Origin of the sequence: Neorhizobium sp. T7_12, assembly GCF_002968535.1 — a bacterium.
In the GTDB taxonomy this organism is placed as follows: Bacteria; Pseudomonadota; Alphaproteobacteria; order Rhizobiales; family Rhizobiaceae; genus Neorhizobium; species Neorhizobium tomejilense.
Genome location: NZ_PVBK01000022.1, coordinates 23,547 through 35,378 on the forward strand (window position 1 = coordinate 23,547; position 11,832 = coordinate 35,378).

At 61.7% G+C, this 11,832-nt stretch carries 9 protein-coding genes; 8 read left to right on the forward strand and 1 reads right to left on the reverse strand.

Going from position 1 to position 11,832, the window contains the following annotated elements; translation table 11 throughout:
* Window positions 1-73: 73 nt before the first annotated feature.
* Window positions 74-1,687 carry a phosphoenolpyruvate carboxykinase gene (locus tag C5J26_RS28285; protein ID WP_105404798.1) on the reverse strand — a complete coding sequence of 538 codons (1,614 nt, stop codon included), beginning with the start codon at window positions 1,685-1,687 and terminating at the stop codon, window positions 74-76.
* 328 nt (window positions 1,688-2,015) lie between these two features.
* On the opposite strand from C5J26_RS28285, the gene chvI reads away from it, so the two are divergent.
* The 8 genes from chvI (at window position 2,016) to tsaE (ending at window position 11,823) form a co-directional block, all read left to right on the forward strand.
* Window positions 2,016-2,744, forward strand: coding sequence for a two-component system response regulator ChvI (gene chvI, locus C5J26_RS28290; protein WP_105404799.1), 729 nt, complete (start codon window positions 2,016-2,018; stop codon window positions 2,742-2,744).
* Between the two features lie 104 nt (window positions 2,745-2,848).
* Window positions 2,849-4,603 carry a sensor histidine kinase gene (locus C5J26_RS28295; protein ID WP_245441309.1) on the forward strand — a complete coding sequence of 585 codons (1,755 nt, stop codon included), beginning with the start codon at window positions 2,849-2,851 and terminating at the stop codon, window positions 4,601-4,603.
* Window positions 4,600-5,079 (forward strand): HPr kinase/phosphorylase, encoded by a 480-nt coding sequence (locus C5J26_RS28300; protein WP_105404801.1) that lies wholly within the window; start codon window positions 4,600-4,602, stop codon window positions 5,077-5,079. The genes C5J26_RS28295 and C5J26_RS28300 overlap by 4 nt, the downstream gene beginning before the upstream one ends.
* 110 nt (window positions 5,080-5,189) lie before the next feature.
* Entirely contained in the window at window positions 5,190-5,591 is a 402-nt protein-coding gene (locus C5J26_RS28305) for a PTS sugar transporter subunit IIA (RefSeq protein WP_037086324.1), read from the forward strand.
* Window positions 5,592-5,604: 13 nt separating this feature from the next.
* Window positions 5,605-5,883 carry an HPr family phosphocarrier protein gene (locus tag C5J26_RS28310; protein ID WP_105404802.1) on the forward strand — a complete coding sequence of 93 codons (279 nt, stop codon included), beginning with the start codon at window positions 5,605-5,607 and terminating at the stop codon, window positions 5,881-5,883.
* Window positions 5,884-6,061: 178 nt separating this feature from the next.
* Window positions 6,062-7,462 (forward strand): adenosylhomocysteinase, encoded by a 1,401-nt coding sequence (gene ahcY / locus C5J26_RS28315; RefSeq protein WP_105404803.1) that lies wholly within the window; start codon window positions 6,062-6,064, stop codon window positions 7,460-7,462.
* Window positions 7,463-7,735: 273 nt separating this feature from the next.
* On the forward strand, window positions 7,736-10,315 hold the full coding sequence (locus tag C5J26_RS28320; RefSeq protein WP_245441307.1) for a PAS domain-containing sensor histidine kinase: 2,580 nt from the start codon (window positions 7,736-7,738) through the stop codon (window positions 10,313-10,315).
* On the forward strand, window positions 10,312-11,823 hold the full coding sequence (gene tsaE, locus C5J26_RS28325) for a tRNA (adenosine(37)-N6)-threonylcarbamoyltransferase complex ATPase subunit type 1 TsaE (protein ID WP_105404837.1): 1,512 nt from the start codon (window positions 10,312-10,314) through the stop codon (window positions 11,821-11,823). The genes C5J26_RS28320 and tsaE overlap by 4 nt, the downstream gene beginning before the upstream one ends.
* The last annotated feature ends 9 nt before the right edge of the window (window positions 11,824-11,832 follow it).

Consider the following 11,832-nt stretch of genomic DNA (forward strand, 5'->3'; position numbering starts at 1 on the left):
CCCACAAAGCCGCCCAAAAGAAAACCGCCGGCGCAAAGGCCGGCGGTTTCACGTGGATCCCTAGACGCAGAAATTATTCGGCGGCGGCAAGCATGACCGGAGCGGCGCTTCTCACCTTGCTGTCGACGTGGTCTTCGTACTGCCCGAAGTTCTGGATGAACATCGAGACGAGCTTCTTGGCATAGGCGTCGAACGCGGCGCCATCCGCCCAGGTCGAGCGGGGATCGAGGATCGCATTGTCGACGCCTTCAACGGCGACCGGCACCGCGAAACCGAAATTCGGATCGGTCCGGAACTCGGCGTTCTTCAGGCTGCCATCGAGCGCAGCGCTGAGGAGGGCGCGGGTCGCCTTGATCGGCATACGACGGCCGACGCCGTAAGCGCCGCCGGTCCAGCCGGTGTTGACGAGCCAGCAATCGACCCCGTGGCGGGCGATCAGTTCCTTGAGCAGGTTGCCGTATTCGGCCGGATGACGGGGCATGAACGGACCGCCGAAGCAGGTCGAGAACGTCGCTTCCGGCTCTGTGACACCCTTTTCCGTGCCGGCGACCTTGGCGGTGTAGCCGGAGAGGAAGTGGTACATCGCCTGTTCCGGCGTCAGCTTGGCGATCGGCGGCATGACGCCGAAGGCATCGGCGGTCAGCATGATGATCGACTTCGGCTGCGGTGCCATGCCGGTCTTCGATGCATTCGGGATGAAATGCAGCGGATAGGCGCTGCGGGTATTCTCGGTCAGCGAATCGTCGTTGAAATCCGGAACCCGGTTCCCGTCGAGCACGACGTTTTCGATCACCGTGCCGAAACGGCGGGTCGCCGCATAGATTTCCGGCTCGGCTTCGGCCGAAAGATTGATGGCCTTGGCATAGCAGCCGCCTTCGAAATTGAAGACGCCGTTTTCACCCCAGCCATGCTCATCGTCGCCGATGAGAGTGCGGTTCGGATCGGCCGACAGCGTGGTCTTGCCGGTGCCGGACAGGCCGAAGAACACCGCGGTATCGCCGTCCGGGCCGACATTGGCCGAGCAGTGCATCGGCATGACGCCTTGTTCCGGCAGGAAGTAGTTGAGCACGGAGAAGACCGACTTCTTGTTTTCGCCAGCATAGGAGGTGCCGCCGACCAGGATGAGGCCATTGGTGAAATCGCAGGCGATCACGGTCTCGGTGCGGCAGCCGTGGCGGGCGGGATCCGCCTTGAAGCTCGGCAGGTTGATGATCGTCAGCTTTTCTTCGAAGCTTTCGAGCGTGGCGCGATCCGGACGAATCAGAAGATTGCGGATGAAGAGGGCGTGCCAGGCGAATTCGCTGACGACGCGGGTCGGAAGCGCATATTCGGCATCGGCGCCGCCGACCAGATCCTGGACGAACAGCGTCTTGCCGGCCGCATGGGCGAGCATGTCCTGCTTCAGGACTTCGAAGTGTTCAGGCTTCATGGGCTTGTTGTCGCTGCCCCACCAGACACGCTTCTCGGTGCCGGCATCGCGGACGATGAACTTGTCCTTGGGGGAGCGGCCGGTGTGCTGGCCGGTAACGGCGCGGAGGGCGCCGTCGATCGTCAGATCGGCTTCACCGCGGCGGATTGCTTCTTCGTAAAGTTCAACCTCGGACGAATTGTAATAAACACGCGATACACCGCCGAGACCGATCGCCGCTAAACCCTTGGACGGGTTGTGAAGTCCAAACTCCTCCATGCGCGCACTCCTTCAGCTTGCCGTGGGGACTGACGCGAAATTAATGACAGATTTCTAAAAGGGCAAGAGGCCCTTTGCAAATTCTTTAATAATATCAATTATTTAATCGATTTAAAAAATTTTATTCCTCTTTAAATCGGTTTAATAAAGGTTTCAATCCGCATCCGCGCTATCTTAAACTCCATTGCCAAAACGCACGATCGTCAGCGTCCCCTTTATCTTTGCCACAATTTGTTCCACCTTTATACTCAAGAAGCGCGTCGGCTGATGCCGCCTGGCTGGGGTGATTTCCAGGAGATGCGCATAGATGATGACGGAGATGGAGAGCATGCAGACAATCGCGCTCGTAGACGACGACCGCAATATCCTGACGTCGGTGTCGATTGCACTCGAGGCAGAAGGATACAAGGTCGAGACCTATACGGATGGTGCTTCCGCGCTCGACGGGCTGATCGCCCGCCCTCCGCAGTTGGCGATCTTCGATATCAAGATGCCGCGCATGGACGGCATGGAGCTTCTGCGCCGCCTGCGGCAGAAGTCCGACCTGCCGGTGATCTTCCTCACCTCCAAGGATGAAGAGATCGACGAACTGTTCGGGCTGAAGATGGGCGCCGATGACTTCATCACCAAGCCGTTCTCGCAGCGTCTTCTGGTGGAGCGCGTCAAGGCGATCCTGCGACGCGCCGGCAGCCGCGAGGCACAAGCCGCCGGCGGTGCCGGGGCCAAGATGGCAGCCGATCAGCAGGCGGCCCGCACCCTCGAACGCGGTCAGCTTGCCATGGATCAGGAGCGCCATACCTGCACCTGGAAGGGCGAGCCGGTGACGCTGACGGTGACCGAGTTCCTGATCCTGCATTCCCTGGCCCAGCGGCCCGGCGTCGTCAAAAGCCGCGATGCGCTGATGGACGCCGCCTATGACGAGCAGGTCTATGTGGACGATCGCACCATCGACAGCCACATCAAGCGGCTGCGCAAGAAGTTCAAGATGGTCGACAACGACTTCGATATGATCGAAACGCTTTATGGCGTGGGTTATCGATTCCGCGAGTCGGCTTGACCCTTGCGAAAGGTTAACTTGAGGCCACGGCCGGACCAGCGCTAAGCTGGCCCGGTGGAAGGACTGCAGTGGCAGATCAAACATTCGACAGCAATATCGCCCGAATGGAGAAGGCTGGGACACGCCGCGCGCCGCGGAAGTTCTGGTCGCGTCCCTTCACGCTCATTCGGCGGGTGTTCGGCCACGCGGTCTTTTCGAGCCTCACCCGCCGCATCCTGTTCTTCAATATCGCCGCGACGGTGGTGCTGGTCGCCGGCATTCTCTACCTCAACCAGTTCCGCGAGGGGCTGATCGACGCCCGCGTCGAGAGCCTGCTGACCCAGGGCGAGATCATCGCCGGCGCGATTTCCGCCTCAGCCTCGGTCGATACCAACTCGATCACCATCGACCCCCAGAAACTCCTCGAACTGCAGGCCGGCCAGAGCATTACGCCGGTGCCGAACGACGAGGACCTCGATTTTCCGATCGATCCCGAGCGCGTCGCGCCGGTTCTGAGGCGGCTGATTTCGCCGACCCGCACCCGCGCCCGGATTTTCGATGCCGACGCGAACCTGCTGCTCGATTCCCGCCATCTCTATTCGCGCGGACAGGTGCTACGTTTCGACCTGCCGCCGGTGGAAAACGAAGCGCAGACCTGGAGCGAATGGTTTGCGGGCCTCATCAACCGCCTGCTGCAGCCGGGCAACCTGCCGGTCTACAAGGAAGCGCCTGGCGGTGACGGTTCGATCTATCCGGAGGTGATGAACGCGCTGACCGGGGTTCGGGGTGCGCTCGTGCGCGTCACCGACCGCGGCGAGCTGATCGTTTCCGTCGCCGTGCCGGTCCAGCGTTTCCGCGCCGTGCTCGGCGTGCTTCTTCTGTCGACCCAGGCCGGCGACATCGACAAGATCGTGCATGCGGAACGGCTGGCGATCATGCGCGTCTTCGGCGTCGCGACGCTGGTCAACATCCTCTTGTCGCTGCTGCTGTCGTCGACCATCGCCAATCCGCTCCGGCGGCTGGCGGCAGCTGCAATCCGCGTGCGGCGCGGCGCCAAGCAGCGCGAAGAAATCCCGGACTTCTCCTATCGCCAGGATGAAATCGGCAATCTTTCGATCGCGCTTCGCGAGATGACCAACGCGCTCTACGACCGCATTGATGCGATCGAGAGTTTCGCGGCCGATGTCAGCCATGAGCTCAAGAACCCGCTGACTTCGCTTCGCAGCGCCGTCGAGACCCTGCCGCTGGCGAAGTCGGAGGAGTCGAAGCAGCGCCTGACGGAAATCATCTTCCATGATGTGCGCCGCCTCGACCGCCTGATCAGCGACATTTCCGATGCTTCGCGGCTGGACGCCGAGCTTGCCCGCTCGGATTCGACCCCCGTCGACATGGAAAACCTGCTCGGCAATCTCGTCGATATTTCGAGGCAGATCCGCAGCGGCCGCAAGCCGGTGGAGATCAGTCTCACCGTGGACAACAAGGCCGGCAACCGGTCGGCCTTCCTGGTCAACGGCCATGATCTTCGCCTCGGGCAGATCATCACCAACCTCATCGAGAACGCGCGATCCTTCGTGCCCGAGAAGGGCGGCCGCATTACCATCCGGCTCTCCCACACCAGGGACCGGGTGATCGTGACGGTGGAGGACAACGGTCCCGGCATCCAGGCGGAGGATATCGACCGCATCTTCGAACGCTTTTATACGGACCGGCCGGACGGCGAGAGTTTCGGCCAGAATTCCGGTCTCGGCCTGTCTATCAGCCGGCAGATCGCCGAGGCCCATGGCGGCTCGCTGAAGGCGGAAAACGTGCACGACGCCAAGACGGATGCTGTGACGGGGGCGCGCTTCACGCTGTCGCTGCCGGGCGGCGAAGACCAATGAGCACGACGCCGGTCAATATCCATGCGACCGCGATCGTCATCGGCACCAAGGGTCTCCTCTTCACCGGCCCGTCCGGCAGCGGCAAATCCATGCTCGCCTTTACCTGTATCGCTGCGGCCCGGCGCCAGGGCGCTTTCGCGGCCCTGGTGGCCGACGATCAGGTGCTCGTCTCGCGCCACGGCGATCATCTGCTCGCCACCCGGCCGGAACCGATCGCCGGCCTCATCGAACTGCGCGGTAGCGGCATCGCCCGTGTCGAAAGCGTCTCCGCCGCGGCGCTGGACCTCGCGGTCGAGATCATCTCCCTGCCTGAAGATGAAAGGCTTCCGCCGGAAAACGAACGCTTCCGGATCCCCGGTCTCGGCGACCTCCCGCTCGTCCGGATATGGCGCGGCGCAGCGGACCCTTTGGCGGTTCTGGCGGCGTCGCGTCTGATTTTCACGCCGAGATGCCGTTTTGATCACCCTGAAGCCTGATTTTTTAACTTGAACTTCGAGTCTACTTGGAGAAGATGGCATCCCACCGCTGGACCGCCTTATTGCAATGCGATATTGGCGCCGAGTTTCCATAGCAGGGGGCAGTTTTCATGATCGGACTAGTGCTTGTCACCCATGGCAAGCTGGCTGAGGAATTTCGTCATGCGGTGGAGCATGTCGTCGGGCCTCAGAAATTCATCGAAACCGTATCGATCGGTCCCGAGGACGACATGGATCAGCGGCGGCAGGATATCGTCGATGCCGTCACCAATGCCGATGAAGGCCATGGCGTCATCATCCTGACGGACATGTTCGGCGGCACGCCCTCCAATCTTTCCATTTCCGTCATGGAAAGCGGTAGGATCGAAGTGATTGCCGGCATGAACCTACCGATGCTGATCAAGCTTGCCGGCGTGCGCAGCGACAACAACATGGACAAGGCGCTCGCCGAGGCCTCCGAAGCCGGCCGCAAATACATCAATGTCGCAAGCCGCGTCCTCAGCGGCAAATGAGAACCCAGACCGGATGTCATCCCCCTCTTCCCGTGAATTCCTGATCGTCAACAAGCGTGGACTGCATGCGCGCGCCTCCGCCAAATTCGTGCAGATGGTGGAAACCTTCGATGCGCGGATTACCGTTTCCAAAGACGGAACGACCGTCGGCGGTACCTCGATCATGGGCCTGATGATGCTCGCCGCCAGCACGGGATGCTCGATCGAGGTCTCAGCCGAAGGCCATCAGGCCGAGGAAGCGTTGAACGCGCTGGAACAGCTCGTCGCCAACAAGTTCGGCGAAGAAGCCTGACCCGCCCGCCGCCACTTAACCTTTCCCTGACATAAACATATAAAGACTTCTTTATATCCCGTTGCCAGCTTGCCGGAAGCCTGCTAAACCGCTGGCCAGTTTCCGCTTGGCCTAAGCGGGTCTTGCCACGTCCGGCGTACCCCCGCCGGAGAGGGCACCACCGAACATGGAGAGCTTTATGAGCACTGAGAAGGATTACGTCGTCGCGGATATCAATCTTGCCGCCTACGGCCGCAAGGAACTCGACATCGCAGAGACCGAAATGCCGGGCCTGATGTCGTGCCGCGAAGAATTCGGCACCACCAAGCCGCTGAAGGGCGCCCGTATCTCCGGCTCGCTCCACATGACCATCCAGACGGCCGTTCTGATCGAGACACTTCAGCACCTCGGTGCAGAAATCCGCTGGGCGTCCTGCAACATCTTCTCGACCCAGGACCATGCTGCTGCGGCGATCGCTGCCGCCGGCATCCCGGTCTTCGCCGTCAAGGGCGAGTCCCTGACGGAATACTGGGATTACACCGACAAGATCTTCCAGTGGGCCGATGGCGGTCTCACCAACATGATCCTCGATGACGGCGGCGACGCCACCATGTACATCCTGCTCGGCGCCCGCGCCGAAGCCGGCGAAGACGTTCTTTCTAACCCGACCTCGGAAGAAGAAGAAATTCTCATCGCGCAGATCAAGAAGCGCCTCAAGGCATCGCCGGGCTGGTTCACCAAGCAGCGCGACGCAATCAAGGGCGTTACCGAAGAAACCACCACGGGCGTGCACCGTCTCTACGAACTGTCCAAGAAGGGCCTGCTGCCCTTCCCGGCGATCAACGTCAACGATTCGGTCACCAAGTCGAAGTTCGACAACAAATACGGCTGCAAGGAATCGCTGGTCGACGGCATCCGCCGCGGCACCGACGTGATGATGGCCGGCAAGGTTGCTGTCGTCTGCGGTTACGGCGACGTGGGCAAGGGTTCGGCCGCTTCGCTCGCCGGCGCCGGCGCCCGCGTCAAGGTCACCGAAGTCGATCCGATCTGCGCCCTGCAGGCCGCCATGGACGGCTTTGAAGTCGTCGTCCTCGAAGACGTCGTCGACAGCGCCGACATCTTCATCACCACGACTGGCAACAAGGACGTCATTCGCATCGACCATATGCGCGCGATGAAGGACATGGCGATCGTCGGCAATATCGGCCACTTCGACAATGAAATCCAGGTCGCCGCGCTCAAGAACCTCAAGTGGACCAACGTCAAGCCGCAGGTCGACATGATCGAGTTCCCGAAGGGCAACCGCATCATCCTTCTGTCGGAAGGCCGGCTGCTCAACCTCGGCAACGCCACCGGCCATCCGTCTTTCGTGATGTCGGCCTCGTTCACCAACCAGACGCTCGCCCAGATCGAACTCTTCACCAAGCAGGGCGAGTACAAGAACGACGTCTACATCCTGCCGAAGCACCTCGACGAGAAGGTCGCCCGCCTGCATCTCGCCAAGCTCGGCGTGAAGCTGACGGAACTCTCCGACGAGCAGGCAGCCTATATCGGCGTCTCGCAGACGGGACCGTTCAAGGCTGAACACTACCGGTACTAATCAATAGCCGGTCAATCCACAAGATATGGTAGCCGCGGCCTTGACAAAGGTCGCGGTTTCTTTTTTGGGCGCATCCCTTCCCGGCGATTCCCTAAGCAAGTATTGTTCTAGAACTTGATTCGCGCCTTCCCTGGAGCGTGATGCCGAAAGCCACCAGCGGTTTTCGGCCATCGTCACGTTCCCACCATGTGATTGGGAGCCGTCCGGCTACGGGCAAGGCGCGGAGTGGTATGTCTTGTCGATGAGCGGCAATTGGACGGAGACAGACCGGATATGTCGGTAAAAAAAATGAGCTCGTCAGAACGGGCCGATCCCCTTTGCGGCGGAGCGGACGCTCCGGCTTTGCGTTTCGTTTCGGGGACACCGGACGATAATGCGACCGTTGGAAGACTTCGCCGCTTGGCGCTATTCGGCAGCGCTTTCCTTTCGGGCACCGCCCTTTCAGGGCTCGCGACCGCAGCGCTTGCGCAGCAGTCAGGCGATGCAGCCGTCCGCCTGTTTTCCTCGACGGAAGTCATCGTTTCATCGCTGGTGATGGGCGCGCTTGGTGCCGCCCTGTTTTCCGCCATCTGGCTGGTGCGTCAGCGCGGCAACATGGAAGCCGAAACCCAGGAAATGCGCAGCGCCCTTTCCGATGCGCAGCAGCGGATTTCCAAGTTCGAAGCCCTGATCGCCGACAAGAACCGCCGGATCGTCGTGTGGGAAAGCGGTTCCTCGAAGCCTGAATTCCTCGGCCAGCTGCCGGTGGAAACCGGCGCACCGCAGCAGGACCGCGAATTTCTCGCCTTCGGCCGCTGGATGCGCGGCAGTTCGGCCAGCGAACTGGAAAAATCCGTCGAACTGCTGCGGGTCGAAGCCCGCTCCTTCGACATGGTCGTCGAGACCAACCGCGACGAGATTCTGGAAGTGCAGGGCCGCGTTTCAGGCGGCAAGGCCTTCGTCCGCTTCATCGCACTCAACAACCTGCGCGCCGAACTGGCCGAGCTCAAGATCGAGCGCGAGCGGCTGACGAACTCGATCATGATGTTCCATTCGCTGCTCGACGCCATCGAGCACCCGGTCTGGCGCCGCGATTCGCAGGGCAGGCTCACCTGGGTGAACCACGCCTATGGCGATGCCGTGGAGGCTCCGACGCCTGCGCAGGCGCTCGAGGACGGCCGCGAATTTCTGGGCTCGATCGCACGCGAAAAGATCAGGTCGGCGGCAACCTCCACCTCGCCTTTCCATGACCGGATATCCACGGTCGTGCACGGAAACCGGACCATGTTCGACGTCGTCGACGTCGTCATACCCGGCGGTTCGGCAGGCTTGGCGGTCGACGTTTCCGAGGTGGAAGCCGTGCGCGAGGAACTGAAGCGGACGCTGAAGAGCCACGCCGAAACGCTCGACCATCTGGCAACGCCTGTCGCCATCTTCGACGGCGAGCGCCGGCTGCAGTTCTACAACCAGGCTTTCGTGCAGCTCTGGGGGTTCACCCTGCCCTTCCTCGATTCCAGGCCGGACAATAGCGAGCTGCTCGATAAATTGCGCAGCGAAGGCAAGCTGCCGGAGCAGCTCAGCTGGCGGAGTTGGAAGGACGCGGCCTTGTCCGTCTATCAATCTCCCAACACCCAGACCGACCTCTGGCACCTGCCGAATGGCCAGACATTGCGCGTGATCGCCACCGCCCATCCGCAGGGCGGCGCAACCTGGGTGTTCGAGAACCTTACCGAACAGGTGGATCTCGAGACCCGTTACAATACGCTGGTCCAGGTCCAGGGCGAAACAATCGACCATCTGTCCGAAGGCGTCGCCGTCTTCGGACCGGACGGGCGCATCCGCCTGTCCAACCCCGCCTTCCGGGCGCTCTGGGGCATCACCGCCGAGGAATCCAAGCCGGGCACGCATATCAAGGCGATCGAGACCGCCTGCGCACCATCTTACGACAAGCAGGATGGCTGGCGCCGCTTCGGCCAGATGCTGACCAATTTCGACGACGAGCGCCCCTCGCTGCAGGGGACGTTCGAGCTTTATTCCGGCCTGATCCTCGACTATGCCGTGACGCCGCTGCCGAACGCCCAGACGATGCTCACATTCGTCGACATGACGGCAAGCGCGCGGGCGGAACGGGCGCTTAAAGAAAAGAACGAGGCGCTGCAGAAGGCAGACGAGCTCAAGAACGATTTCGTCCAGCACGTCTCCTACGAACTACGCTCGCCGTTGACCAATATCATCGGCTTCACCGATCTCCTGAAGACGCCGGGCATTGGTCCGTTGAACGAGCGGCAGTCGGAATATATCGACCATATCTCGACGTCGTCGTCGGTTCTCCTGACGATCGTCAACGACATCCTCGATCTGGCGACCGTCGATGCCGGGATCATGCAGCTCAACTATTCTGAAATGGCGATCGACGACCTGCTCGACGACGTAGCCATGCAGATCGCCGACCGGCTGCACGAAAACGGCGTGACGCTGGCGATCACCGCGCCGGCCGGTCTCGGCACCATCGTCGCCGACCAGCAGCGGCTGAAGCAGATCCTCATCAAGCTGCTCACCAATGCCACCAACTTTGCGCCGGACGGATCGGCCATCACGCTCAACTGCTGGCGCACCCATAGCGACGTATTCTTCTCGGTGACCGACAAGGGTCCGGGCATTCCGGAAGATATCCTGAAAACAGTGTTCGACCGCTTCTCGGCCAATGCCAAGGGCGGCAAGCGCTCGGGCGCGGGCCTCGGCCTTTCGATCGTCGAAAGCTTCGTGACGCTGCATCACGGCGATGTCGCGATCGACAGCAAGCCCGGCCAGGGAACCACGGTTACGTGCCGCATTCCGAGCGGCACGACGGCGCGGTCCGTCGCCGCGGAATGAGTGGTGAGACGGCCCTTACCCTGACGCTTGCCGACGAGGCCGAAACGATCAGCCTCGGCGCGGATATGGCGCTGGCGCTGAAGAAGGGCGACTGGATCGCCCTTTCCGGCGATCTCGGTGCCGGTAAATCCACCTTCGCCCGGGCCTTTTTGCGCGCGCTGGCTGATGAAGACGAGCTGGAAGTGCCGAGCCCGACCTTCACCCTGGTGCAGAGTTACGAGCTGCGCATTCCGGTGGCGCATTTCGATCTCTATCGGCTTGGGGATTCCTCGGAACTCGACGAACTTGGTTTCGACGAGGCGCTTTCCAACGGCATCTGCCTGGTGGAATGGCCCGAGGTCGCCGACGACCTGCTGCCGCAGGCCCGCATCCAGCTCAGGCTCGAACAGAGCGGCAGCGGCCGGACGGCGACGATCACAGCCCCGGACACGCAGATGCAGCGTATCCGCCGTGTGCTGGCGATCCGGGAATTTCTCGACAGCCATGGTTACTCCGGCGCCCGGCGGCGGTTCCTCACTGGAGACGCTTCGACGCGCGCCTATGAGAGCGTGACGATCGCAAACGGCGAAACGCTGATCCTGATGGACTGGCCGCGCCCGGCGCAAGGGCCGCCGGTTCTCGACGGCAAGCCCTATCCCAAGGTCGCGCATCTGGCCGAAGACCCTTATCCCTTCGTGGCGATCGACGAATACCTGCGCGAACTGGGCCTGGCGGCGCCGGAAGTGCTGCACGTGGATTACGACCAGGGCATCCTGCTGATCGAAAATCTCGGCGAAGAGGGGGCCGTCGACGAAGACGGCAATCCCATCGAGGAACGCTACCGCGAAAGCGTCGTGTGCCTAGCCTTCCTGCACAGCCACGAGATGCGCCAGGACCTGCCGGTCGGGGACGGCCATATCCACCACATTCCCGACTTCGACCCGACCGCGATGAAGATGGAAGCCCGGCTTCTGATCGACTGGCACCTACCCTGGAAGCGCGGCACGGCGGCGACCGACGAGGAGCGGCAGGAATACCTGGAGATCTGGGACAATCTCATCCGCGAACTCGACGGCGTCGAGAAGAACCTGCTGCTGCGCGATTTCCATTCGCCCAATATCATCTGGCGGCCGCATGAATCGGGCGTCCGGCGCGTCGGCCTGATCGATTTCCAGGATTCGATGATCGGCCCGACCGCCTATGACCTGGCCTCGATCGTCCAGGACGCGCGGGTGGATATCCCAAAGGCGCTGGCCGACCAGTTGATGCTGGATTACGTGACGCTCCGCCGCGCACTCGGAGCCTTCGACGAGCCGACGTTCCTGAAGGCCTGGGCGATCATGGCGGCGCAGCGCAACTGCAAACTCGCCGGCCTTTGGGTTCGGCTCTTGCAGCGGGATGGCAAGCCAGGCTATCTGAAGCATATGCCGCGGACGCTCCGCCATCTCGCGACGGCACTGAAGCATGATGTGCTCACCCCCTTGCGCGATTGGTGTCGCCGGGCTGGAATAGAACTGCCCGAATCATAATTACGGTTG